Origin of the sequence: Paraburkholderia sp. RL17-373-BIF-A (genome assembly GCF_046030175.1) — a bacterium.
GTDB lineage: Bacteria > Pseudomonadota > Gammaproteobacteria > Burkholderiales > Burkholderiaceae > Paraburkholderia.
The window spans coordinates 138,117-163,384 of the sequence record NZ_JARESO010000015.1 but is presented as its reverse complement, the minus strand read 5'-3'; the positions used below and the strand labels follow the sequence as shown (position 1 = coordinate 163,384).

24 protein-coding genes are annotated in these 25,268 nt (G+C 60.2%); 15 read left to right on the top strand and 9 right to left on the bottom strand.

Annotation, left to right across the window (positions count from 1 at the left end):
• The first annotated feature begins 34 nt into the window (after window positions 1-34).
• From P0D80_RS20380 to P0D80_RS20355, 6 genes are all read left to right on the top strand, one after another.
• The gene (locus P0D80_RS20380; RefSeq protein ID WP_408286309.1) at window positions 35-1,333 is read left to right on the top strand and encodes a Rieske 2Fe-2S domain-containing protein; all 1,299 of its coding nucleotides are present in this window, start codon (window positions 35-37) and stop codon (window positions 1,331-1,333) included.
• A 27-nt stretch (window positions 1,334-1,360) separates the two neighbouring features.
• Window positions 1,361-2,629: a Rieske 2Fe-2S domain-containing protein gene (locus P0D80_RS20375; RefSeq protein ID WP_408286307.1), complete on the top strand. Its 1,269-nt coding sequence runs from the start codon at window positions 1,361-1,363 to the stop codon at window positions 2,627-2,629.
• A 13-nt stretch (window positions 2,630-2,642) separates the two neighbouring features.
• Window positions 2,643-3,248, top strand: coding sequence for an SDR family NAD(P)-dependent oxidoreductase (locus tag P0D80_RS20370; RefSeq protein ID WP_408286305.1), 606 nt, complete (start codon window positions 2,643-2,645; stop codon window positions 3,246-3,248).
• Window positions 3,245-3,466, top strand: coding sequence for an SDR family oxidoreductase (locus P0D80_RS20365; protein WP_408286372.1), 222 nt, complete (start codon window positions 3,245-3,247; stop codon window positions 3,464-3,466). Before P0D80_RS20370 ends, P0D80_RS20365 begins: the two co-directional genes overlap by 4 nt.
• An 8-nt stretch (window positions 3,467-3,474) precedes the next feature.
• On the top strand, window positions 3,475-4,419 hold the full coding sequence (locus P0D80_RS20360; RefSeq protein WP_408286303.1) for an alpha/beta hydrolase: 945 nt from the start codon (window positions 3,475-3,477) through the stop codon (window positions 4,417-4,419).
• A gap of 150 nt (window positions 4,420-4,569) precedes the next feature.
• On the top strand, window positions 4,570-5,244 hold the full coding sequence (locus tag P0D80_RS20355) for a MarR family winged helix-turn-helix transcriptional regulator (RefSeq protein WP_408286302.1): 675 nt from the start codon (window positions 4,570-4,572) through the stop codon (window positions 5,242-5,244).
• Window positions 5,245-5,258: 14 nt separating this feature from the next.
• Here P0D80_RS20355 and P0D80_RS20350 read toward each other — a convergent pair whose 3' ends face one another.
• Window positions 5,259-5,903 (bottom strand): NAD(P)H-dependent oxidoreductase, encoded by a 645-nt coding sequence (locus P0D80_RS20350; protein WP_408177371.1) that lies wholly within the window; start codon window positions 5,901-5,903, stop codon window positions 5,259-5,261.
• A 305-nt stretch (window positions 5,904-6,208) separates the two neighbouring features.
• Between P0D80_RS20350 and P0D80_RS20345 the strand changes: the two genes are divergently transcribed.
• The 5 genes from P0D80_RS20345 (at window position 6,209) to P0D80_RS20325 (ending at window position 11,286) form a co-directional block, all read left to right on the top strand.
• Window positions 6,209-6,382, top strand: a complete 174-nt coding sequence (locus P0D80_RS20345) for a helix-turn-helix domain-containing protein (protein ID WP_408286299.1) — start codon at window positions 6,209-6,211, stop codon at window positions 6,380-6,382.
• Between the two features lie 314 nt (window positions 6,383-6,696).
• Window positions 6,697-7,023 (top strand): DUF4148 domain-containing protein, encoded by a 327-nt coding sequence (locus P0D80_RS20340; protein WP_408177373.1) that lies wholly within the window; start codon window positions 6,697-6,699, stop codon window positions 7,021-7,023.
• Window positions 7,024-7,161: 138 nt separating this feature from the next.
• Entirely contained in the window at window positions 7,162-8,640 is a 1,479-nt protein-coding gene (locus tag P0D80_RS20335; protein WP_408286297.1) for an aldehyde dehydrogenase, read from the top strand.
• Between the two features lie 124 nt (window positions 8,641-8,764).
• On the top strand, window positions 8,765-10,840 hold the full coding sequence (locus P0D80_RS20330) for an FUSC family protein (RefSeq protein ID WP_408286295.1): 2,076 nt from the start codon (window positions 8,765-8,767) through the stop codon (window positions 10,838-10,840).
• Complete coding sequence (locus tag P0D80_RS20325) at window positions 10,831-11,286, top strand: MEKHLA domain-containing protein (RefSeq protein WP_408286293.1); 456 nt, start codon at window positions 10,831-10,833, stop codon at window positions 11,284-11,286. Before P0D80_RS20330 ends, P0D80_RS20325 begins: the two co-directional genes overlap by 10 nt.
• An 85-nt stretch (window positions 11,287-11,371) precedes the next feature.
• On the opposite strand, the gene P0D80_RS20320 is transcribed toward P0D80_RS20325, so the two are convergent.
• Complete coding sequence (locus P0D80_RS20320) at window positions 11,372-12,175, bottom strand: enoyl-CoA hydratase/isomerase family protein (RefSeq protein ID WP_408286291.1); 804 nt, start codon at window positions 12,173-12,175, stop codon at window positions 11,372-11,374.
• An 11-nt stretch (window positions 12,176-12,186) separates the two neighbouring features.
• Window positions 12,187-12,954, bottom strand: a complete 768-nt coding sequence (locus tag P0D80_RS20315; protein WP_408286369.1) for an SDR family NAD(P)-dependent oxidoreductase — start codon at window positions 12,952-12,954, stop codon at window positions 12,187-12,189.
• A gap of 347 nt (window positions 12,955-13,301) precedes the next feature.
• Between P0D80_RS20315 and P0D80_RS20310 the strand changes: the two genes are divergently transcribed.
• From P0D80_RS20310 to gcvA, 3 genes are all read left to right on the top strand, one after another.
• Complete coding sequence (locus P0D80_RS20310; RefSeq protein ID WP_408286289.1) at window positions 13,302-15,377, top strand: CaiB/BaiF CoA-transferase family protein; 2,076 nt, start codon at window positions 13,302-13,304, stop codon at window positions 15,375-15,377.
• Between the two features lies 1 nt (window position 15,378).
• The gene (locus tag P0D80_RS20305) at window positions 15,379-15,846 is read left to right on the top strand and encodes an ester cyclase (RefSeq protein ID WP_408286287.1); all 468 of its coding nucleotides are present in this window, start codon (window positions 15,379-15,381) and stop codon (window positions 15,844-15,846) included.
• A gap of 313 nt (window positions 15,847-16,159) precedes the next feature.
• Complete coding sequence (gene gcvA, locus P0D80_RS20300; protein ID WP_408177380.1) at window positions 16,160-17,059, top strand: transcriptional regulator GcvA; 900 nt, start codon at window positions 16,160-16,162, stop codon at window positions 17,057-17,059.
• Window positions 17,060-17,132: 73 nt separating this feature from the next.
• Here the strand turns inward: gcvA and P0D80_RS20295 are convergent, their stop codons facing one another.
• The 3 genes from P0D80_RS20295 to P0D80_RS20285 form a co-directional block, all read right to left on the bottom strand.
• The gene (locus P0D80_RS20295; RefSeq protein WP_408177475.1) at window positions 17,133-18,305 is read right to left on the bottom strand and encodes a thiolase family protein; all 1,173 of its coding nucleotides are present in this window, start codon (window positions 18,303-18,305) and stop codon (window positions 17,133-17,135) included.
• A gap of 67 nt (window positions 18,306-18,372) precedes the next feature.
• A complete protein-coding gene (locus tag P0D80_RS20290; RefSeq protein ID WP_408177381.1) occupies window positions 18,373-19,677 on the bottom strand; it encodes an MFS transporter in 1,305 nt (434 codons plus the stop codon).
• 309 nt (window positions 19,678-19,986) lie between these two features.
• A complete protein-coding gene (locus P0D80_RS20285) occupies window positions 19,987-20,934 on the bottom strand; it encodes a LysR family transcriptional regulator (RefSeq protein WP_408286285.1) in 948 nt (315 codons plus the stop codon).
• A 119-nt stretch (window positions 20,935-21,053) separates the two neighbouring features.
• Here P0D80_RS20285 and P0D80_RS20280 point away from each other — a divergent pair, with 119 nt between their 5' ends.
• Window positions 21,054-21,779: an SDR family oxidoreductase gene (locus P0D80_RS20280; RefSeq protein ID WP_408286284.1), complete on the top strand. Its 726-nt coding sequence runs from the start codon at window positions 21,054-21,056 to the stop codon at window positions 21,777-21,779.
• Window positions 21,780-21,834: 55 nt separating this feature from the next.
• On the opposite strand, the gene P0D80_RS20275 is transcribed toward P0D80_RS20280, so the two are convergent.
• From P0D80_RS20275 to P0D80_RS20265, 3 genes are all read right to left on the bottom strand, one after another.
• Window positions 21,835-23,262 (bottom strand): purine-cytosine permease family protein, encoded by a 1,428-nt coding sequence (locus P0D80_RS20275; protein WP_408286282.1) that lies wholly within the window; start codon window positions 23,260-23,262, stop codon window positions 21,835-21,837.
• A gap of 171 nt (window positions 23,263-23,433) precedes the next feature.
• Complete coding sequence (gene argE / locus P0D80_RS20270; protein ID WP_408286280.1) at window positions 23,434-24,597, bottom strand: acetylornithine deacetylase; 1,164 nt, start codon at window positions 24,595-24,597, stop codon at window positions 23,434-23,436.
• Window positions 24,590-25,267: a DUF1028 domain-containing protein gene (locus tag P0D80_RS20265; protein ID WP_408286279.1), complete on the bottom strand. Its 678-nt coding sequence runs from the start codon at window positions 25,265-25,267 to the stop codon at window positions 24,590-24,592. The genes argE and P0D80_RS20265 overlap by 8 nt, the downstream gene beginning before the upstream one ends.
• Window position 25,268 lies beyond the last annotated feature (1 nt).

Genomic DNA, 25,268 nt, shown 5'->3' with positions numbered 1-25,268 from the left:
ACTCACTGCCTGACACTGTAGCGAGGGGATCAACATGTTGACCAAGCAAGATAACGAATTGATGTGCCGTATCGGAGTAGGTACGGCCATGGGCGAGGCAATGCGCCGCTTCTGGCTGCCCGTCATCCAGGCGTCGGACATGCCGCAGGCGAATGGAGAGCCGCAGACGATAGATCTGCTGGGTGAGCGGTTTGTCGTGTGGCGCGACCAGCAGGGTCGCCCCGGCCTCTATGCAGAGGGCTGTCTACACCGGGGTGCTTCAATGCAGTTGGCCCGTTCGGAGGGCGATGGCCTGCGCTGCATCTATCACGGCTGGAAGTTTGCGGTGGATGGGACTGTCCTCGAGACCCCGAACATCGAAGACCCGAAATTCAAGGAGCGCATCAAGGGACGAACCTATCCAGTGCGGGAAGCGGGCGGCATCGTCTGGGGTTATCTGGGTCCCAAGGGTGAAGAGCCGCCCTTCCCGCACACGGCCTTCATGGACCAGCCGGACTCGCACCGCATCAACGCCTGCGCGGTCATCAACGCCAATTTCGTTCAGGTGATGGAAGGTCTCGTCGACTCATCGCATTTGACCGTCCTCCACAGTTCCGCCCTCGCGAGGACCAACGACTCCGATCTTGACTATGCGAAGAAGACTTCGCACATGCAGTTCGACGCAACCCCGAAGATCGAAGCAGACGAAACGGACTTTGGTTTCCACTATGTCGCAATCCGCCAAAACGGGGACAAACGTATCGCTCGAGTAACCGCATTCATCGCACCTTGCTTCATCGCCAACGCGAACGGGGATGTCTGGCTTGCGATCGTCCCGGTTAGCGACGAGCGCTGCAACCTGTATCACGTGTGGTGGGACGCCGAAAAGCGCATTGGCGTAGAACCGTTGCGCAGTGAGCAACTCACGTTCGTGGGCCTGGATCAGCCGACGCTGCGCAAGTACGGGATGACGACCGACACCTGTGACTCGTCGGCCGCGATGTCCGTCGCCAATGGCTATCGTCAGGACCGCGTGCAGCAGCGCAATGGCCACTTCACCGGTTTTGACGGCATCACGCAGGAAGACGCCGCGTGCAGCGTTTCGAGCGGCGCAATTCGCGACCGGTCGCAGGAAATGCTATCCACGGCCGACATCGCGATCAGCCGTCTTCAGCGCTGCTTGCTGGCGTACGCCCGGGCGGCCCGTGACCAGCAGGAGATAGCGGCGCTGCGAGCGAACGCTGGCAGCGCAATAGGCGTGTCCGGTGAGATCGGTATCGACGAGAACTGGCGCACCCTGGTTCCGCACCATCGGATCGTTTCGTCCCATGGTGCACGTGCAGAGCGCAGTTAATAACGAAAGTCAGGAAAGGAGCATTAAATGTTGAGCCACGCAGACAACGAGATTCTTTGCCGTATCGGTCCGGGTACCCCTGGAGGAAACCTGATGCGACGCTTCTGGCACCCGGTGTGCACCTCGGCCCAATTGCCGCATCCGGACTGCGCGCCACTGCGCGTCCGACTGCTCGGCGAGAACTATGTCGCGTTCCGGGACACCGAGGGCAAGGTCGGCTTTCTGGAAGAGCTGTGCATGCACCGGGGCGCATCGCTCGCACTGGGAAGGGTCGAGGAAGGCGGCATCCGCTGCCTCTATCACGGCTGGAAGTTCAGCGCGTCCGGCACCGTCATGGAAACGCCGAACCACGCCGATCCGAAATACGCTACACGGATGAAGGCGCCGGCCTTTCCAGTGCGCGAGGAAGGCGGCATCGTCTGGGCGTATGTGGGCCCAATCGAGTTGCTCCCGGCGTTTTCCCGCTATGCCTTCATGGATGCGGAACCGAACCACCGCGTCGTGCTGCGCGTCAACGTCGCCTGCAACTATCTGCAACTGGTGGAGGGTGGGGAGGACAGCTCTCACGTCGGCGTGCTGCATACCAACATGGCACGCCCCGGCTGGAAAGACAACGAGTTCACACGCAACCCTGACGTAATCAATCCTGCTGCGCTTGCATCCAATGACCTTGAACCGGCTCTGAAAATCGAAGAGACGGCCTTCGGTTTCCACTATGTCGCGCTGCGCAAGACCAATGAGCCGGGAGTCCGTAATGCACGCGTAGTCCCATTTATCGTCCCGTACGGCCGCATCATTCCTGCCCCGGCGTTTCAGTTCACCGTCCTCGAAGTCCCCGAAGACGACACGCACACCAGCACCTACATCGTCGTTCATGGCGACGCCCCGGTGAGCGAAGAGAAGATCATCGAGTTGCTCGGGCTGAACGACTGTACGTACTATGACCGCAAGAATTGCACGTTCACGGCTAGCTGGAACGACACCTTCGGCCAGAATCGCGAGCTGATGAAGGAAAGCTGGACCGGATTGCGCGGCGTCGAGGTGGAGGACGCCACGATCGGATTGTCTCAAGGGCCGCTCTACGACCGTTCGCGCGAGCATCTGGTGCCAGCCGACCAGGCTGTCGTGCGTGTGCGCCGCGTGCTGCTGGATTCGATCAAGCGTGTGACGCAGAACCAGCAGCCGCCCGCGCTCGGCCTCGACCTTCGGGGCGTGAGCGCCTGTGACCGACAACTCGAAGACGGTGTAGCCTGGCAAGAGCTGCTGCCTTCACATCGCCAGGTAGTGGCAGCCTGAGGAGGAGACTCGCATGAGCAACAACATCCATAACGACGTTCCGGACTACTTGTCCTTGTTACGACTCGACGGTCGCGGTTTTGTAGTGCTTGGCGCCGGCCAGGGTATCGGCGCGCAGACCGTTCATGCACTGGCTCAGGCCGGTGCTCGCGTGCTCTGCGTCGATCGCGACGAGACGCTCGCCCGGAACATTGCGGACGCCGTGGCCGGGATACCGTGCGTGGCGGACGCAACATCCCGCGTCGACATGCAGCGCGTGTTCGACACCGCGCGGCAGCATTTCGGCCGCGTCCATGGCGTCGTCGATATCATCGGTGTCGCGGGAATCAAGCCGCTATCCGCCGTCGACGATGAGTCGTGGGACCAGCAATTCGATATCGTCGTACGCCACGCGTACCTCGCGATTCAAATTGCCGGCGAAATGATGAAGGCCGATGGTGGCGGCACCTTTGCGTTTGTCGGCTCGCTCGCCGGCGATCGCGCGGTGCCGAACGAGGTTGCCTACGCGGCCTCGAAGGCGGCATTGCATCACCTCGTGCGCTGCGCGGGTGTTGAGTATGCCCCCCACAACGTGCGCATCAATGCAGTGTCTCCGGGTTTCGTCCGCACGCGCGACTGAATCAGCGTCTGGACGAATCGACGTGGACGACAGTCGGTCGCGCGATTCCGATTGGCCGGGCCGCCACGCCGGCGGAAATCGCGGGCCACCTGCTATTCCTTGCTTCCGATCTGAGCGCCCATATGGCCGGTGAGATCATCACTGTGGATGGCGGCCTCAGCGTCGTTGCCGCCATTCCCGCCATTACGTTCGCTCCCTCCACGACCCCGACTCCCTGAAATCAACGATGTCTTCTTCCTCTCAAAACCATATCCACCCGTCGCTTCGCGCTATTGCCGCAAATGCCGCAGCGAAACCGAGCATGGCGGAGGTGAGCCCCGAGGAGGCGCGTGCAGGCATCGCCGCACGCACTGCCGCACGGGAGCCCGGCCCCCGTATCGACAAGGTTTTCGATTTCATGATTCCGGGCCTCGACGCCGAAATCCCCGTACGCATCTACCATCCAAAGGGCGCCACAGGGGTCACGATGGCCTTTCACGGCGGCGGATGGCTGATGGGCAATCGGGACAGCTTCGACGCGGTATGCCGGCATCTGGGCCACGACTCCGGACTGGCGGTGGTCAGTGTCGACTATCGGCTCGCGCCTGAGCACCCCTTCCCTGCAGCGTTGGACGACGTGTGGGCCGCGACCTGCTGGGTCGCCGAGTACGGGCACACGCTGGGCCTTCCGTCCGAACGCTTGACCGTGTTCGGCGAGTCGGCCGGCGGCAATCTCGCGGCAGTGGTCTGCCTGCTTGCGCGGGACCACGCCAAGCCGCGCATTCTCGCCCAGGCACTCGTCTATCCTGCAACAGATGCTCGTCAGCAGATGGCCTCGCTATCCACCTATGCCGAAGGCTTCATGCAGCGCAAGGCCGACGTCGAGTACGCATTTCGCACGTACGCACTGGATCATGGTGTGACGCCCACAACCTGGAAGCTCTCGCCGCTCCTTGCCGACAACCATGCGGGACTACCGCCGGCCATCGTTATCACCGCCGAGTGTGATGCCGTGCGCGACGATGGCGAAGCCTACGCGCGGAAATTGGCCGAAGCGGGCGTCCCGGCGACGTGCGTGCGATACCTCGGCATGCTGCATACCTTTTACAGCATGCGCGGCCAAGTCGACGCGGCGGCGCTGGCCCAGCGCCAGATAGCCGACATGTTGCGCAATGCGGTGCAAGCGGTATAAGGACGACTATCCTCCAAGCGGAACTACTCGGCCGCGCGCCTGATCTTTGACGCGTCGTCGGAAAATTTACGTACAATTGTGCGCGGCCATATTGAGCCAGTCCCGCTAAAATTTGCCGGGAGTGAACATCCTTCCAGGGAAGTCATCGAGATGAGCATCGCAGCACCAAAGCGACCCGCGCCTACCCGAACCCGCAAGAATGCGGCATCGGAACAGTCGGAGCCCCCCAGGAAAGCGAATCTTCCTGGTAGCAGCCTGATCGAATTCATCACGCTGCAGTGGCAACGCGAACACAGCGAGCTCGATCTCTCCAACTTCCTGCTCGCGATCTATTTCATGCGGCTCGGCACGCTCGTAGAACAGGCGTTTGACAAAATGTGCCAGGGCCTGTGTGGCATTAGCGGGTCGGACATGCGTGTGCTGCTGGCACTGCGCCGCAGCGGTCATCCGTACGCGAAACGCCCCACGGATTTGTATCGGGCACTACTCGTTACCTCGGGCGCAATTACCAAAAAGATCGACCGTCTCGCGAGCCTTGGCTTGGTGGAGCGTCAGCAAGACCCAAGTCACGGCGGCGGATTCATCGTCCATTTGACCAGGAAAGGCCTTGATGTCGTTGAGAAGGCGATAGTGAAGCTGGCGGAAGAGTCGTCGATCGCGCCCGCGATGGCACACTTTTCAGAGGCGGAACGCGCTGCGGGCAACGAGTTCTGCCTGCGGACACTGGCGTTAATGGAAGAATTGGTCCTTCCGGGTCTTGAAGAACCCGACAACGCATTGTCGAAGCCTCGGGTCAAGGGCACGCGCTCGCCACGCAGTCGTTGAAGATCCACTCATCTTCACATACTGAGACTCTCCATTCGCCGGTGCTGGTCGCCCACGGCGGCTTCGCCCTGGTCGTGCGGCGCCCGAATGTGCTCGATATAGTCGTTCGCGCTACGGCTCAATTGATCCGCCGGAATAACGTGATTCGCGCCCTGCAACGCGAAAAGAGGCAAATAACGCGCGCCGACAAAACGCGCCGTTTGTTCGAGCGGACGAAGCAGTTCGACCAGCGTGTGTCCCACACGGCCATCTGACTGATAAGCGGCTTCAGGACTGCCGGTCGATACGACCAGCCCTATTTCTTTGTGCGCCAGCCGATTGCCACCCGGACCGTATGCCCAGCCATAAGCGAGGACGTCGTCGAGCCATTTTTTCAGCAGCGGCGGAGTGCTGTACCAATACAGCGGAAACTGCAGAAAGATTCTCTCGTGGCTTTCGAGCAGCGCCTGCTCCGCCGCGACGTCGATATTCCAGTCCGGGTATAGCTCATAAATATTCCGAATGGTGACCGGACCCGGAGCTTCCTGGAGCCTGGATCGCCACGCCGCATTGATCTGCGACTCGGCAAGGTTCGGATGAGCGAGTATGACCAACGTTTTCTTGCTCATGATTTCCTCGCTCCATGACGGAAATCGATGCGCGTTCATAATGCGTTTCATGTCAGGCTCCTTGACGGATAAGAGGGACCCAACGACCCGGTGTCTGCGCAAGATCTGCCTTCGCGCTCCGGTGCGTCGATCCGTTGCAGACATTCTTGCCCGCCAGAGCGGCCCCGCCAATTCCCCAAACATGCGGGCAACGGGTGCAGCAATGCACAAGTCCGCGCACATCTGCAGCCTTGCAATTAAAGTCAATCGTAGGCGCAAAAATAGTTGATTGAGATCGGTCCAGTCCGCTTCTAATATCTTTGTCCAGCCGCGTCACCTCGAGATTCGGACGATCAAGAGAGAAAAGGAGAGCATCCGTGTTCGACTGGGAGGATTTACGCTATTTCATTGCATTTAGTCAGGAAGAATCCCTCGCAAAAGCGGCGCCGCAATTGAAGGTCGACCACGCGACCGTCGCGCGAAGAATTGCTTCACTCGAACAGGCCCTTGAACTCAAGCTAGTCGACCGCCCCCGCGCGCCTATGTTCTGACCACGGACGGCGAACGCATCGCAGAACGCGGCAAGGAAGTATGGCTCTCCATCCACGACGATCTGCGGCACGCGCCGGCCATCCGTAGCTTCATTCAGTTCATTGCCAACTGCTTCCCCGGCGACGGTTGGCGCCAACAGCACGTCACCAAAGATTGTGCATTTCTTCACGGACCATCCGCACATTTCGGGAATTGGCAGATAGAAGACCGGTAGCAATAATGAGTTCACCGATCGACGAACAACACGAGATGAATCGTAGATTTTCCGCCTCGTCGTTGAACGTCTTCTCTTCGATCTCTCAAGGAGCATGAAATGAAACGCGTATTGATCCCGGCTGTTGTTCTTGCAAGTGTCATCGCATCATCCACTGTGTTCGCCGCGCCTGCCGACTACGGCAAGACTCGCGCACAAGTGCGGGCGGAACTGATCCAGGCTCGTGAAGCGGGTTTACTCGACGCGCCCGATACCACGTACCCCACCGCTCAGTTGCGCGCAGCAGCCGCACTGCAGGCCGCTAACACGGCCGCCACGAACGCCAGCGCATCAGCCGTGGGTGGCAGCGTCGCGGGCCACTCTCAAAGCGGACGCCGCACTGTAACCGCGCCCGAAGCACGGGACAGCATCTATTTCGGTCAATGAACGTCGCGTAAAGGAAGCATGCGCATCGCCAGAACCCGATGCGCATTTCTTCACATGCGGCGTGCAGTAGTGAGGAGTTCCGTGACGCCGGTCAGGCAACTACGATGAACTCACCGTAACCAGTCAAGGAGTAACGTGATGGAACAGTTCAAGATGCGCATCGGCAGCGAGTGGCGCGGTGCGAGCGATGGTCGGACGTTCGAAAGCCTCAACCCCTACAACGGCGAGATCTGGGCCGAGGTGCCGCGCGGCACAGCCGAAGATGTCGACGCCGCGGTGCGCGCCGCTCATGCAGCGTTCAAGCGCGGCCCTTGGGCGACGATGACAGCGAGCCAGCGCGGCATGGTCCTGCACAAGATCGGCGATGCGATCGCCGCGCACGCGGAGGAGCTGGCCGACATGGAAGTGAAGGATAACGGCAAGCTGAAAGCCGAAATGCTCAAGCAGATGGAATATCTGCCGCAATGGTTCTACTACTACGGCGGCCTCGCCGACAAGGTTCAGGGCAACGTCACACCGTTCGACAAACCCGGCATTTTCCACTACAGCACGTTCGAGCCGCTCGGCGTAGTGGCAACGATCGCGCCGTGGAATTCTCCGCTGCTGCTCGCGGTTTGGAAAATAGCGCCGGCGCTTGCAGCGGGTAACACGGTCGTCATCAAGCCATCCGAGTTCTCGTCGGCATCCTCCATTCTGTTTGCGAAACTGTGTGAAGAGGCCGGCGTGCCGGATGGCGTCGTCAATATCGTAACTGGCTTCGGCAAAGAAGTGGGTGAACCGCTCGTCGCTCATCCATTGGTCGCACGCGTCGCCTTCACCGGCAGCGAGGGCGGTGGTCGCCATGTGTACGAGAACGCGGCACGCTCCTTCAAGCGCGTTTCACTGGAACTGGGCGGCAAGTCGGCCAATATCGTCTTCGAGGATGCGAACCTCGACGACGCGGTGAAGGGCGCCGTAACCGCCATCTTCTCGGCAACGGGCCAGAGCTGCATGGCCGGATCACGCCTGCTCGTGCATTCGAGCATCCATGACGAGTTCGTCGAGCGGCTGGTGAAGTTCATGCAGGACGTGCGACTGGGCGATCCGATGTCGCCGGAGACGAACATGGGCCCTGTCTCTACCCAGCCACAACTCGAAAAAACCCTGTACTACATCGACGTGGCGAAACAGGAAGGCGCACGCCTCGTTCTGGGTGGCGGACGTTCGACGCGGCCTGGCACCGAGAACGGCTTCTTTGTCGAGCCGACCATTTTCGTCGATGTTCGCAACGACATGCGCATCGCGCAGGAAGAGGTATTCGGACCGGTCGTGGCGGTCATCAAGTTCGACACGGAAGAGGAAGCGATCGCGATTGCCAACGACAGCAACTATGGTCTGGCGGCCGGCGTCTGGACACGCGATCTTCGCCGCGCCATGACGGTGCCGAAACAACTCGAAGCAGGCAGCGTGTGGGTCAATGCGTATCGCCTCGTCAGCTATCTCGCGCCGTTTGGCGGTGTGAAAGCGTCGGGAATCGGCCGCGAGAATGGCATTCGTGCGATTTACGAATACCTCGAAGCCAAGAGTGTCTTCATCAACCCCACGCCGGGTGTCGAAAATCCGTTCGTGCTGGGCTGAGCAGGCCGTGTCTCCAGGACGATCGCCGACGTAGTCGCACGCCGGCGGTCGTCCTTACGCAAGGACACCGACTGCACACATTCTTCAACCAACGTCGACAGCAAGCGAAAGGGTTGGCAAGGCAATGCGTTCGAAGTGGATCCCCTCTTATAGCCTCGTGATGTTCGCGGGCCGTGCGGCTCTGGCCGCGACGCTCGCGCTACTCTGTTCGCTGCTTCTTGGCCTGCACGAGCCGCATTGGGCCGCATGGACCGCGGTTTCCGTCGGGCTTCCAGCACGCGGGGACGGTCTGCTGAAATCGCTCAACCGGGCGATCGGAACGGCAATTGGCGCGCCAACCGGCGTTCTGCTTGCTTTCGCGGCGCACGGCAGCGAGCCGCTGCTCGTCGGCTTGCTGGCGGCATGGCTCGCCGTGTCTGTGTATGCAGGTCTCTCGCTGCGTCATTATCGCGCCTACGCGGCGGTACTGGCTGGCTACAGTGCAGTCATCATTGCCATGTCTCTCACGGACCAAACGGGTCAACTGTTCGAGGTGGGGCGAGATCGTTGCGCCGGTATTTTCATCGGCATCGCCAGCACTTTGCTCGTGCTTCTTTTGTCGCGCGACGTACAAAGCGGACATGCAAGCCGACGTATTCGCCGCGCGATTGCGACGGCATGCACCTGGAGCGCGGACCGGCTTGTCGGCTTGCCGCGCGCCTGGGCCGCCGACGGCACCGGCCCGCAACGGCTGCGCAGCCAGTTGAGCGACATCCTGGCGCTTGACGGCGCCGTTCACAGTGCAGTCGCCGAGTCGCCAGCGTTGTGGGCTCGCGCGGGCCGTTTGCACAAGGTCGTGCCGGCACTGCTCGATCTGCTCGTCGTGTCGAGAAGCATCGAGCGGAACTTCGAAGAGGCTGCCGCCAGAAATAACCCCATAAGCGAAGAGGTCGAAATCGTCGTCGTCAAAGCATCCGTATTGCTCACGTCCATCGCTGGCGCACTAACCGACGATCCGGCACACGACATCGAAAAGCTGCCAGGCTTTCGGCGCCAGGCGCAGGCATTGCGTGGCATGCTCGTATGCATTCAGGCACGAAATGCGATTGAACGTCGGCGCATCGATCTCGTATCGGCACTCCTCGGCGCAACAGAAGCCGCGCTGAGAACCTATGCCGCCTTAACAGGGGAACAAGGTGGTGTCGATACAGAAAGCTATCCGGCCCCGGTCTACGCACTTGATCACAGCTACGCGATCGCTGCGGCGTTGCGCGCCGGGTTCGCGTTACTGTTAGCCGGCGCTATCTGGATTGCCTCCGGTTGGCAAGGCGGACCGCTGTTCGTCGCGTTTACGGCGATTGCAATTGCCCTCTTCGCCATCCGGCCCGACCCGCGAGATACGGGCCGTCATTTTCTCGCGTCGGGCGCGGTTGGGGCCGGCGCAGCGTTCCTGTTCTATGCGACGGTCTCGCCGCATCTTCCTCACGCGATAGGCGTTTCGCTCGCCGAGGGCGGCATTGTTTTTCTTGGGATCGTTGTCGCGTCCGTGCTTTCGAACGCGTTCTGGGCGTCGGGTTTTTGCCTCGTGTTCCTCGTCGTGTCGGATCCCGCGTCCATTGCTCATACGACCACGGCCGCGATAAGCGCGCATGCGCTGGGTGTGCTGGCCGGCTCCGCACTGGCCGCGCTAGCCTTCCATCTTGTTCCGTCGCGCAGGTTTGAACAACAGTGGCGCAAACAGCGCCTCAAACGGATAGCCGACGCGATCAGGACCTTGATCGCTTCACCCGTCGCGCAGCAAACGGTCGACATGCGCCATGCGTGGCAATGCCGTAGCATCGATACGCTGGTGCGACTCGCGTTGCCCGCCGCCTCCGTCAAGGAGGTGGACGAGTGCATGGCGTGGATAGAGATTGGAGGTGAACTTCTCAAGTTGAAGGAAGCTTCGCGCGTCGAGCCGCTTCCGTTGAACGCCAGAAAGTCGATCAACGACTTGCTGACGGACCTTCAGAGTCTCGAACTGCAATCGTGGCACGTGCGGTTGATCGTAGCCGATGCCGAACTGCGCGACGAGAAGCTCGCCGGCAACCAGCATGTACTGGGGACTCGCGCGGTGGTTCTTGAACTTGCCTCGCTTATACAGCGCATTGCGGCAGCGGAGAGTTGCGACAGCGGCGCAGAGTATCAACTGAAATCCAGGAGCAATACTGTATGGCAATGAATACCGATACCCGCTTCTTCCAGCTTATGGCCGGGTCTTATGAGCGACTCCTTGGGAAACCGCTTGTTCCCAAGGGATTAAGCGCCGTTCAGGGTGTTGAATGGCTTTATGCCGAAGCCCCGTTTGGCATTCTCGCGCACAACACCGCGGCTGATCCCGTGTTCATCTACGGCAACAAGCGCGCACAGTTCCTGTTCGAATACGACTGGGATGAGCTCACCTCGCTGCATTCGCGGCTGTCGGCTGAAGCACCGGAGCGCAGCGAACGCCAGGCGTTCCTCGATCAGGTAGGACGCGATGGATTCGTTACCGGATATCGCGGCATTCGGGTTGCGAAATCCGGTAGGCGCTTCTGGATTGAACGAGCCACCGTGTGGCAACTCTTCGACGAAGATGGGACGTATCGAGGTCAGGCCGCGATGATCCCTGAGACGACCGATATTTGACCCATCGTTCAAATGCTTCCGCAGGCCAGTTGTGACGCGCATGCATCGGCACTGGCCTCGGACACTGCTTCCCACCGCCCTGGTGTTATCGACCCTTGAACTGCGGCTTGCGCTTTTCCGCGAAAGCCCGGCGCCCTTCGATACGATCTTCCGATTCCCGCATTGCGCCCCAGGCCAACTCCGTGAATTCAAGCGCCTGGGTCAGTGGCACATTGCTGCTGGTTTCGGCAACCTTCTTGATCATCTGGACGGCTAGCGGTCCGTTACCCGAGATGATCCTTGCCAGCTCCAACGCTTTATTCATCAGGGATTCGGGCTCAACCACGTCCGACACCAGCCCAACACGTTCTGCGTATCCTGCGTCGACCTTGCCACCTGTCAGCAGCATTTTCATTGCAACGGCGGACGGCACCGCTTTCTGAAGCGCCTGAATGCCGCAGACGGCCGGAATGCTGCCCACGACAGCTTCAGGCAGGCCGAGCACAGCGTTGGTGGCGGCAATGCGCAGGTCGCACTGAAGGGCCAACTCAAGACCTCCGCCCAGGCAATAGCCATTAATCGCGGCAATCATCGGCTTGAAGATTCGAAGCGAACTGAGTTCGATCAGGCGAACGTAGACACCTTCAGCAGCGGCACGATCGATGGATTTGACGAACGACGAACCGAAGTTGGTCGAAGGCGGCAGCGTGTTTTTCAGGTCCGCCCCGACACAAAACGACTTACGCCCGGCGCCGGTCAGAACGATGACGCGAACTTCCTCGTCGTCCCGAGCCTCCGCCAAAACGGCGCGGAGTTCCTTCAGGCTCTCCAGATCGAGTGCGTTCAGTGCTTCCGGACGATCCAGGGTAACCGTTGCGATTCGATCCGAAACTGAGTAATGGATGGTCATGACCTTGCTCCTTAAACACTCGGCGAGGACAGTGATCGCCCACCACAGACATATAGCGTCTGCCCGGTGATATAGGACGACTCCCTTTGCGCGAAGAACAGAACCGCCTGGGCGATATCGTCGGGCGTTCCAATGCGCTGGACCGGAACCGATTTCTTCAGACGTTCCTGCAGTTCGACGTCAAATTTGCGAAAGAGCGGCGTGTCCACGATTCCCGGAGCAACGGCGTTCACCGTGATGCCAGCACTCGCCCATTCAAGCGCAAGACTCCGCGTGAGGCTTACCACGCCACCCTTGGCCGCCGAGTAGTTCGATTGCCCCACGCCACCCAGCCATGCCCGCGAAGAGATATTGACGATGCGGCCATAATTGGCCGGAACCATATGGTTCAATGCCGCCCGGCAGCACAGAAACTGCGATTTCAAATTGACGTTGATGACCGAATCCCACTCATCGTCGCTCATCTTGGTGATGCGTTTGTCTTTCACGATGCCGGCGTTGTTCACCAGAACGTCCAGCCGGCCCAGTCGCTCGGCGACCGCATCCACTGCCTGGTTCACGGATTCACTGCTCGTCACGTCCACTGGCATGCCTAGAACATCGGCCCCCGCGCGCGAAAGGGTTGTCGTGGCTTCATCGAGGCTGTCTAGGTCCATGTCAAACAGGACGATCCGTCGACCTTTCTGCGCCAAAGCCGACGCAATGCCGAAGCCAATGCCTTTGGCACCGCCCGTGATGATTGCGACTTCGGCGTCGCGACCAGTTTCAGATGAGTTCATGATGTTTACGCACGCGAAGAGATGGATGAACACGGCCGCCATGAATGCCGGCGAGCGCTCGGGCCACCCAGTTGAAGAGTGGACCGATTGCGATAGATGCTATTGCGTCGCTGTTTGGCGGGCAAATCACTTTTTCGCCGAGTTCGATTGACTTTCACTGTAGCTAGTCCACGCGTTGTCACCACTCGTCGTTCAGTTCATCAAATGTCAACCCAAACAGCAGGAAATGTCGGTTGTACCGCCCAGTTCGTTGCCATATCGTGGAATCAAGATGCGGCGTGTGTTGCTACCACGCGATCAATCTGTCATCGCTCAATGGATAGACACCGGACGTTTGGGAGACTGGAATGTTGGACGGAATGCGAATTCTCGCGTGGGGCTCACGCAGTGCAGTTGAATTGAGTGCGAGTCTGCTTGGACACGCGGGCGCGCAAGTGCATGTTGCAGACCCTGACTCAACTCAGTCGTTCTCAGGGTACGACGTGGTGATCGTCTCGTCTGATACGGCCAGTTTTGCAGCGTGGGCGGAGATATCGAGCCTGAAGGCGTCTGGCAAGCTCATCGTCTGCGACATATGCGCTACGGGCCCCCAGAGTGCGAGGTTTGCAGGCCGCTGGACAGATGGGCAAATCCAGGCGATCACGGGCCTGATGGACACGACGGGCTTTGAGAGCGGAGAACCGGTGAGTATCGGTATCCCGTTCACCGAAATCTCCGCAGCGTTATACGCTGCGGCGGCCATAGCGGCCGCATCGCGCGTCCTTCGTGCGCAAGGATTCGCACAGAACATCGACGTTTCCCTATTCGCCTGCGCGAGCAGCGCACTGACCACCTTTCTGCCGAAAGCGTTCACCCGCAGCAGCGTTGAACGTGTCGGGAACCGGCACCCGGCGTGCGCCCCGTGGAACGCGTATCGGACACTCGACGGTTGGGTCCTGATTTGTACCAGCACCGAAGACCAGTGGCGAAAACTGAAGATCGCAATCAATCAACCGGCACTCGACGACATTCGCTTCGCGACCTTGAATGAAAGGGTCCGCAACGTAGATTCACTTGATCCGGTTATCGAGGCCTGGTCTTCCGAGTTGACTACCGATCAGTGCTGCGCTCTGTGCGAGAAAATCGGCGTGGCAGCGGGGCCCATCGTACCCATTTCGTTGCTCCATGAAGAGCCGAATTTCAAGCTGCGGCATCCAGTGGCCGCCGCAGAGATTTTAGCGGGTGAAATCGGGAAGCACACGTATGCGGCGGTTACGCCGTTCCGGACATTCCCTCTGATGAACGACAGCGAGTTTCACAGTAATGCGCCTGAAACTCCGCGACGGTTGACTGCGAAATCTGCCGGTTACGTCGCAGGATTAGAGGCGCGACAAGGCCCAAATCCAGCCGGCGCATTGACGGGTGTCCGGGTGATCGAGATCGGGCAATACACAACCGCGCCCCTCGTCGGTAAACATCTTGCGGCGCTCGGTGCCGAGGTGATCAAGGTTGAGCCGCTGGAGGGAGAGGTTGCGAGAAACTGGTCTCCGGGACAAGACGGGTTGAGCTATTTCTTTGCCCTCAACAACACCGACAAGAAGAGCATCTCGCTGGATCTGAAGCAGGCATCTCACCTGCGTTACCTCGAAGCGTTGCTCGCCACAAGTGATGTCCTCGTCGAAAACCTTCGTCCGGGAGCGCTAGCCAAACTTGGCCTGGACCGATCCTCTTTGAAAGAGATCAATCCGGCGCTGATCTACTGTTCGATCTCGGGATTTGGAATTGAGTCCGCTTATCCGACGCGACCTGCGTTTGATACGGTCATCCAGGCGATGAGCGGCCTCATGGACCTCACACGCGATGGTAACGGCGCTCCTGTGAAAGCGGGCGCATCGGCAGCCGACATTCTCGGCGGCCAGGCGGCCTTGTTTGCGATAGTCGCCGAACTCGTTGGACAGTCGGAAGGAAGCGGGAGGTTCGTAGAGATATCCATGCAGGACGTGGCGGCGTGGAGCTGTCTATTCGCTGCCGGCAATCCTGCTTCGAAAAGCATGACCATTGCCTGTTCGGACGGATACGTCTCGGCCGAGGCAACGAATTCCGTGGAAATCGAAGTGGTCCATAGCCAGGCACCAGGCGCTCACTGTGAGGCGATGACTCGTGACCTCCTGATAGCAAAGCTTGAGTCACTGGGCATTGCAGCCGTGCCTGTAGTCCGCATGGACGAGCTAATGGACGACGCGGATTTTCTGGCGGATATATTGAGTGTCGGCCGGGACAATGAGGGGGCATTCTGGCCGCTCATAAAAATGCCCTATAGGCTGTCCCGCACGCCAGCAAAAGTTCGTACCGTTCCTAGCCGCCTTGAACGCGTGATGGTGCAGTTCACTGAAAAGCATGAGTCAACAAACGAAATACCTATCACCAATACGCACGAGAGTTGAAATGGCAAAGCGAGATTCAGTTCAGATCGCCGAGAAATTCTGGCGTGAAGTATGGCAGTTGCGTAATCCGAACGCTGCGGACCATCTGGTTTCGGAAGACTTCACCGTGATGTCCGGCGGTGTGGATATCAGATCGCGCGAAGCGTTCAAAAAGTGGGTGGCAGCATTCCTGTCGAGCATTGACGACTTTAAATTCAATGTCATCGAAACATTCCAGAACGAGACAGGCGACCGAGTGGTGACTCGCTGGCGTATCACGGGAAAAAACAAGGGTTTCATGGGTTCTGAATCGTGCGGGTCGCCGATCGACATGACGGGGACTGCTGTCTTGCACGTTGGTGAAGACGGCCTGCTGAGACACAACTGGGTGGAGCGCAGCGCGTTGGAAGTGCTTCGGAGCCTGTCCGCGAAAAGTCGATCCTTTGAGGCCGGATCGGCGTCGACCTGTCGACGTTCGAATGTCCTCTGATTCAGCGACCGAATCAAGCTGAAGCAGCTACTTCGCCCAGTCCTCGCGCCGCGCCAGCGAATGAAGTCAACAACGGGTGGCCGGCCCGCAAATCCACGCGACACAGCCGGAATTCGCGGTGCCAATCACGGCTTTCTTCTAAGCTCGGGCGGAGAAGTCCGTCGCACCGCTCGCAACTCCTTCCATACTTCCATCTCCTGCGTCATGTAGGCGTTTTTTTGCTGCGACAGCGACCAGCGTGTCGATGCCGCGCGGCCGCCGCAACGGGGAGTTCGGCGAATTGACCACCGTAGGTACGTGGTAACATTTCGTCATGCGAACGCTTCCGTCTCTCAACGCTCTGCGAGCTTTCGAAGCCGCGGGTCGGCTCCTCAGCGTCCAACTGGCCGCGGAGGAATTGCATGTCACGCCCGCCGCCGTTAGCCGCCACATCAAGCTGCTCGAAGATCAGCTCGGCGTGACGCTGTTTGACCGGGGACATCGATCGATAACGCTAACGCCGATGGGCGAGCGCTATCTCGTGGACATCGCACGCGCCTTCGAGGCGATGCGCACTGCGACCGTCAATCTGACCGAGAGTCGCCGCAGGCGGCACCTCAAGATCCGCGCATACACGACATTTTCGAGGAATTGGCTCATTCCTCGCCTTTCGTCGTTTCATCTTCAGCACCCGGATATTGAAGTGATTCTGACAACCTCGCTTCACGCGGTCGATTTCAACACCGACGATGTGGACGCTGCGATAAGGTTGTCCCACGCGCCGTCATCCGACATCGGCTTTGATCGGCTTGTGCCGAACGAGCTCGTCCCTGTCTGCAGCCCGGAATTCCTGCATGCTCATCCGGACCTGACGGACGCGACGCCGGAGGCGCTACGCACAGTACCTTTGCTTCACTCGCTCGCCCGCCGGGAAGATTGGGCAAAGTGGCTCGATGCCGCGGGCGTGAAAGGCGTCAATCCGCTCGGTGGTCTGAGTTATGAGAGTTCGATCCTCGCGTATTTCGCGGCCACGCAAGGGCATGGCGTCGCAATAGCGCAGCGTGTTCTGATAGCAGAAGATCTGGATTCCGGCCGTCTCGTGATGCCGTTCTCCTTCGTTCTCGATGAAGGCGCGTTCACGTACTATCTTGTCTATCCCAAGAGCCGCATCTCGTCGCCCGAATTTACGGCTTTCCGCGAGTGGCTTCTCTCGGTGGGTGGCGGGCAGACCTGATCTGTCCGCCACTCTGACTGCCCGCACCGCCATCCTATCCGAGCGACGACGTGCGGTGCAGCACGTCTCGAGATCAAGTCGAGAGGATGGTTACGAGAGCGACAGCCGAATCACCCGCCAGTTGACCACCATTGTTCTCGGCGAGTGCCACTTTGGCACCCGGACGTTGACGAGCGCCCGCCGTTCCCCGCAGTTGCTGGGTCAATTCGACAATTTGCGCGACACCTGTCGCCCCGACCGGATGACCACGGGAAAGAAGGCCGCCGCTCGGGTTGACGGAGATGCGACCACCGATGTCGGTGTCACCCGAACGGATTAGTTTGGCTGCATCGCCCGGAGCACAGAGGCCGAGATTTTCGTAGTGGATCAGTTCGGCCGGCGCGGAGGCGTCGTGAAGTTCTACCACGTGAACATCGGACGGCCCGATTCCCGCTTCTTCGTATGCCGCTCTCGCCGCTCGTACCGCAACGAGATCACCCGACCCATCGGCTTTCGCGGATACGATCGAACTTGCGCGAATGTAGACAGGACGAATATCGTGCTTCTTCGCGTAATCTTCCGAACAAATGAAGAGCGCGGCTGCGCCATCGCCAATCGAGGAGCACATGAACAGAGTGAGCGGATTGCTGACCATCCGGCTCTCCAGGACTTCCTCGATTGTCGTTTCCTTGCGGAATTGCGCGACCGGGTTAAGGGAACCGGCGCGACGGCTCTTCACCACGACCCGCGCGAAGTCGCTCGCCTCCGCACCAGTTTTTTCCATCCATTTGCGAGCCTTGGCGGCATAAAGATCCATGAAGAGCGAGCCGGTACCGGCTGTCACGCCTTCAGGCAGCGGTTCCTCGAGATCGACGGCCTTCGCGAATGCACCGAACGAGACGGCCTTATCTTCGTGAGTGAGTTTCTCCGTACCGACCACCAGCGCCGTTTCGGATTGTCCGGAAGCGACCGAGAGCCACGCCAGATTAAGGGCTGAACTGCCGGAAGCACAGGCATTCTCGACGTTATACATCGGCTTGCCATCGAGCCCGGTATTGCGAAGCGACGATTGCGCGCGAATCATCTCCTGACCGGTAACAACGCCTGCTGCCGCGTTGCCGAAATAAATCCGGTCTACGTCGTTGACCGTAACGCGAGCGTCCTTGAGCGCGAGGCCGACTGCTTCCTCCGACAGTGACTTCAGATTCCGCTCGATAAATTTACCAAAGTGCGTCATACCGATACCGCCAATAACGACCTTACGCATTTCTTTCTCCATCAATTCCAAGAATGTTCCGGGAGGAACTCACTCCGAGGCACCCGCATTACCTACATCAATCCAGCACCTTTCCTTTCGTCTCGGGCATCACGGCGTATACGCAGAATCCGACTGCGCAAACCACCGCAATGTAGACCCATATGTAGTCCGAGAAACCCGCGTTCGACATGGCTGTCACGATGTACGGAAGCGTTCCGCCAAACAGCGTCGCTGAGATCGCGTAAGGCAAGGCGACGCCGGTCGCGCGGATCTCCGCCGGAAACTGCTCGGCCATCACCGCTGCGCAGGTAGCGGTAAAGCCTGACGAGAGCAACATGCCGATCGTCACAATGACCGTGTCCGTCCAGAAATCATTCGCGAGAAAATGGAGACTCGGCCACGCGAAGACTGCGGAACCGCCGGCAAACGCGAGCAGAACAGGCCTGCGGCCAATTCGGTCAGAGAGCTTTCCAAAAAATGGAATCGCAACGAGTGAAACCACGATTGAGATGACGCTGGCGCTGAAGCCGTCACGCAGCGGCAGACCCGTCCGCATGTGGGCGAACGTTGGGAACAGGACGAGCCAGAGATAAACAGACAGGTTCCCTGCCATGGCGATACCAATCACGCGCAACGCGGCGCGGCGATGTTCGCCCACCAGGACCAGAAACGGATGTCGGCGATGTTGATGGCTACCGGCTGTTTTCTTGAAAGCTTCGGTTTCTGAAACAGATAGACGCACCCACAGAGCCACGAAACCCATCAGGCCGGCAATCGCGAACGCAAGCCGCCAGCCCCAACTTGCCATGCTTTGTTCGCTGATACAGGATGTCAGCACGTAGCCGATCATCGCCGCGACAAGGACGCCGGCGTTCACCGCAAAGTGTTGCCACGAGCCGGTAAATCCGCGTCGCGAGGGCGCGGAGGACTCTATGAGAAAGGTGGACGCGGAGCCGAATTCCCCGCCGGCTGCGAACCCCTGCACCAGCCGTGCGACAACAAGAATAATCGGCGCCACCATTCCGATTGCCGCGTATCCCGGACAGGCTGCAATCACAAGGGAACTCCCGGCCATCAATGCGACTGAGAGAGCAAGACCATTCTTTCGTCCGTGACGATCTGCATAAGCGCCCAGAACAGCACCACCGATTGGCCGCATGACGAACCCAACTGCAAATACCGCGAAGGCAGAGAGCAGCGAGATCTTTTCATTGTGGGCCGGGAAGAAATGGCGGGAAAACAGCGAGGCGAATGTTGCGTAGATGATCCAGTCGGCAAACTCGACGATAGTGCCCAGAGTCGCGGCAGCAATCGCTTTTTTCTGTTCACGCGTGAACGGGATCGAAGCTTCCACGGTAGCGTTGGACAAGGCGGTATTCATATCTGTCTCCATCAATCCTTATGGGTAAAGCGCATGGCTAGTCGCGGTGTCACGGACGTGGCTGCCCCATTCGCCACGCCTGGGTTCGTGGAGAGGATATTCAGCAGATCAAGCCATCATTGCCGGAGTTCTTGCCGGTGCCGCCCTGGCGACTTAGCACGTGTAGGCATCGTAGGTTTGCGTGTGATTTCGACGCAAACTACTTTTTTTGCTGGTTGGATTGACTTTTTTCTGGTGCAGCGAGGACAGCAGGAATCGAGCGGTGCCATGTCTGACATGGCGCTCGGTGATGGGCATTCTGGCCTGTCTTCAAGGACGGGGCGATCTTCTTTCGCTTACACCGAACGCGTCTATGAACTCCGCTGCCAGCCACGCGAGTCCCGGATCCTGATCCCTGGACGCAGCCCACATCAGCGCGACTTCATAGCCGGGCACGTCGAATGGCAATGGACTCATCGCCAGATCCAATGTGTCGCGCCAGACGCGACCGATGAAATCCGGCACCGTGGCGATCGCGGGCGTGTGCCGCACGATAAACGGGCTAGTCGCGAAATTCGAGCTGGAGAACACCACGTCACGCTTGAGACCCTGCATGGCCAGCTGCTCGTCTATAAAGCCTTGCAGGCCGGCGCTGAACGAGGTGAGCACATGCCGGTGCCGCAGGAACTCATCCATTGACAGGCGCTTGCGGCGCGTCTTGACGATCCGCGGATTGTAGACGCTCACGAAGCGCCACTGAAACAGCGGGCGGCGCCGCTGCCACTGCACGCATTCAGGGAACACGCCGACCGCCAGTTCGATCGCGCCCTCGTCGAGCATCGCCGCCGCGCGCGTCGAGTCTGTAGAGCGGGCGATCAGTTTCACGCCAGGCGCCTTGGTGGCCAGGCGGCCCATGATCTCCGGCATCAGCAGGACCTCGAGCGAATCGCTCAAGCCAATGCGAAACACGCGCTGAGCCTGTGCCGGATCGAACGCCGGCGGTTGCGTGAACGCCTGGTGCAGCGATTGGAGGAAGGGCTCGACCTGCCGCGCCAGTTCGAGCGCGCGGGGCGTCGGCGTAATGCCGTGCGGAGTACGCACGAACAGTTCGTCGCCGAACGCCTCCCGAAGCCGCTTCAGCGCGCCACTCATCGCCGGCTGGCCAAGGAAGAGTCGCTGCGCGGCACGCGTGACGCTGCGTTCCTCCAACAGCGCGCGAAAGGCCAGCAGCAAGTTCAGGTCGAAACGCCTGAAATCATTCTCAATGATGTCGGTCATCGTCACAAACGATTTGAATGATATGAGCCTGACACGCATTCTAGCGCCAAGGAGGTGCGCTGCAAGACGATGTGAGGGCACATCGGCCCGTGCCTCCTATCATCGACAGGAGCAGCGACATGGATTGGCAGAATCAGAAAGTCGTCGTGATGGGTGGTTCGTCCGGCATTGGACTAGCGACGGTGTCTCGGCTGAAGGAAGTCAGTGCGCATGTCGTGGCAGTTGGCCGCGGCCAGGCCAAACTGGATGAGGCGCTCGCTGGCCTCGAAGGACGTGGGAGTGTCACCGGCAATGCACTCGACTGCACCGACCGCGCCGCGCTCGACGGTTTCTTCGGCCGCTTGAGTGGCATCGATCATCTGGTGCTGACGCTCTCCGGCGGCGAGGGCGCTGGCCTGTTCAAGGAACTCGATTTGACATCCTTGCGCCGCGGCTTCGAGGCAAAGTTCTGGCCGCAGCTGGAAGCGGCCCAAGCTGGTCTCGCGGCCCTGCGCCGCGACGGCAGTTTGACGTTCGTGACTGCGATTTCCGCGCGCATCGCCAATCCGGGCACCGCAGGATTGGGCGCGATCAACGGCGCGCTCGAAAGCATGATCGGGACGCTCGCGCGCGAACTGGCGCCGTTGCGCGTCAATGCCGTGTCGCCCGGCGTGGTCGATACCGCCTGGTGGGACAGATTTCCCGGCGACGTCAAAGAGGACCTTTTTCGTCAGCAGGCCGAAACCCTGCCGGTGCGACGTGTCGGGGATGCGCAAGACGTCGCGCACGCGCTGCAGTTTCTGATGGAGAACACCTTCATGACGGGCGCGGTAATCGAATGCGACGGCGGCTTGCAGCTGCTATGACGGTGTCCCCATCGATCACCCGCATCGCCGCGCCGATGCGGAGGCACCTCAACGGTTATGACTGTCCCGCCGGGTGACGCGCGACGCTGGCACCCGCTTGTCTGCGCCGATAGTGGGTGTCCCGCGACGCGAGCCAGTAATACAGCGGCGACGTCAGAAGCAGTCCGATAACCCACGAGAGATCCGCGCCGTCGAGATACTTCGGCACGGGACCCGCGTACATCGGCGTGTTCATGAACGGAATCTGCACGACGATGCCGATTCCGTAGGCAATCAGCGCCTGTGGATTGAAGCGGCCGTAGATGCCGCCGTCCACCTGGAAGATCGACTGGATGTCGTATTTGCCTTTGTGAATCACATAGAAGTCGATCAGATTGATTGCGGTCCACGGCACCAGCACGACCAGCAGCGCGAGCACGAGATCGACCAGATTGCCGACGAAATTCGTCGACGCGCCGATCGCGCCATAGCAGCATGCGAGGAGAATCGCGATCGACAGCACGGCCCGCGCCTTCGCCGTGGGAATCCAGCGATAGGCGAAGGTCTGCAAGGACGTGATGGCCGCGAGCACCGCGCCGTAAAGGTTCAGCGCGTTATGGCTGATCACGCTCAGCAAGAAGAGGACTAGCATCGGCAGTCCGAGCGGTCCGGTGGCCAGCTTGACGGCGTCCATCGCGTCGGCGCCGGGCGGCACCGCGAGCACGGCTACCGCGCCGAAGACGAACGCGAGCGTCGAGCCGATCGTGCAACCGAGATAGGTCGCCCAGAACGTCGATGCGACGCGCACGTTCTCCGGCAGATAGCGCGAGTAGTCGGAGACGTACGGGGCGAAAGCGATCTGCCAGAGCGCTGACAGCGAAACGGTGGCGAGCCAGCCGGCGATGTTGAATCCGCCGCGCGTCAGAAAATCGTCCGTGGCGATATGCGTGAGGATATAGCCGAATCCGATGAAAATGCCGATCCCGAGCACCCAGGTTCCGATGCGGTTCAGGATATGGATGATCCGGTAACCGATGATTCCAATCAGCCCTGATCCCAACGCGCCGATCACGATGCCGACAGGAACCGGGATGCCGTTTTCAATGCCATGAAGAGACTTCCCGGCGAGCACGATATTGGACGCGAAGAACCCCACGTACATCACGCCTGCGATCACGGTGACCAGCAGCGCGCCCCATGAACCGAACTGAGCGCGGCTCTGAATCATCTGCGGGATGCCCATTTGCGGGCCCTGCGCCGAATGCAACGCCATCAGCACGCCGCCGACGGCATGACCGACGACGATCGCCACGATGCCCCACAGCAAATTCAAGTGGAAGATCTGCACGCCGAGCGCGCCCGTGACGATGGGCAATGGCGCGATGTTGCCGCCGAACCAAAGTGTGAACAGATCGCGCACCTTGCCATGGCGATCCTCAGGCGGCACATAACCGATGGTGTGTTTTTCGATCAACGCCGAGGCATTGCTTTCCGAAGTATTCAAGTTTGTCTCCTGTGTCGACGGGAGTTAGCGCTTTAGCGCTTACTCCCGTCCCTTACGTGATCAGGCGTGTTCGGTCTACCGAATCGCCATGCCTGGCATTCGAAAGTACTTGAGAGTCACCTCTCTATTTGAGCGACGTGCCGCCACGGCAGCGTCCGCGATGTCTACGTCTCAGGCCGCAGCCGAAGCGTAGTCCGCCAGCCGAGCCAGCATCGCATCGCAATCGCGCAATTGCTCGACAGTGACGAATTCGTCCGGCTTATGCCCTTGGTCCATGCTGCCGGGTCCGCAGACCACTGTTGGAATGCCCGCCTGATCGAAGAGCCCGCCCTCGGTGCCGAATGCGACCGTGCCGAAATCGATGGAGCCGCTGAGCAGCGCCAAAAGACGCGCCGCTTTGCTATCCGGAGATGTCGCCAACCCCGGATAGGCGGAGAGCGGCTGAAGCCGGATGTCGGTGTCGGACTTCACGGCGCGCATCTTCGGCAATAGCTCTGCCTCGGCGTAAGTCTGCAACTGGTCGGCTACCTGGTTTGCGTCGAAGCCAGGCAGCGCGCGCACTTCGAAGTCGAATTCGCATTCGGCCGGCACGATGTTGAGCGCACGGCCGCCTTTGATCACGCCCGCCTGCACGGTCGAGAACGGCGGATCGAATCGCTCGTCGTGATGCTCGGGCTGCGCCAACTGCTCGCCGATCTCTTCCAGACGGCCGATCATCCGCGCCGCGTATTGAATGGCGTTGACTCCATACGGTGCGTAAGCCGAATGGCAAGGCGCGCCTTTCACCTGACAGCGCATCGCCAGCTTGCCCTTATGGCCCAGCACCGGCTTGAGCTCGGTCGGCTCGCCGATCAGGCACAGGGCCGGCTTGTGGTCACGCCGCTCCAATTCCGCCAACATCGGCCGCACGCCGAGGCATCCGACTTCCTCGTCGTACGAAAAAGCGAGGTGCACCGGCAACTTCAACTCGCGCTCGATAAACCCGGGCACCGCCGCCAGCACCGAAGCGATAAAGCCCTTCATATCGGCCGTGCCGCGGCCATACAGCCGCCCGTCGCGCTCGGTGAGACGGAATGGATCGACGGTCCAAGCCTGGCCATCGACGGGCACCACGTCGGTATGGCCGGACAGCACGATTCCGCCGCGCTCACGCGGACCGATGGTCGCGAACAGATTCGCCTTGGTGCGCTCGGCGTTGTAGAACAGCTCGCTCTCGACGCCGAGTTCCTCCAGGTACAGCCGAATGAATTCGATCATGTCCAGATTGGAATCCCGGCTGACCGTGGCGAAGCCGATCAGCCGTTCGAGCAGCGCGCGGCTGGATCTGTCATTCATTGCCGGGTACTCCGTAGCTGGGCGCGGCGGTTGGATTCAACGCCCGCGCCAAGTAGTCCTGCATCTGCGGGCGATACGCCTGCCACAGACCGTCGAGCTGGCCGATGGGGTCGTCGTCCGCCCAATCGACCCGCAAATCGACGATCGGCCAGCTCACGTCGCCCACGATCTTGAGCGCCGCCGAATGCACGGGCCCCGCTTCGCCGCCGGCAGCTATCGCAGCATGCATGGCTGCGAGCAGGCGATCGGCAAGTGTGCCGGATGTCTGCTCGAACGCCGGCAGCATGGCCTCGATAACTTCGACACCAGCGAGCATGTTGCCTGCGGCTACGCACTGCTTGCCGGCGACAGCGTGATACGTGCCCAGTGCTTCCTTACCGCTGAAGAACGCCGTGCGACCCTGGCCATCGATCACCGTCACCTGGCGGTACTCGCTCCACTCGCTCGCTCCGAGCACGCGGTCCAATGCCGCGGCGGGATCGAGTTGCCCGTTCTCCAGAAGATCGAGAATCTGCGGCCCTAGAGCGGGCAGCGTGACGTTCTGCGTCGCCACCGCGCCCACGCCTGCGCGCAGCCACGGGCAGCGAGCGCCCACCGCGATGCTGGACGAACTGATCGCGATTCCAAGCTGCCCGGATTCCGGGCAACGTCCGACGATAGAGAATGTCATG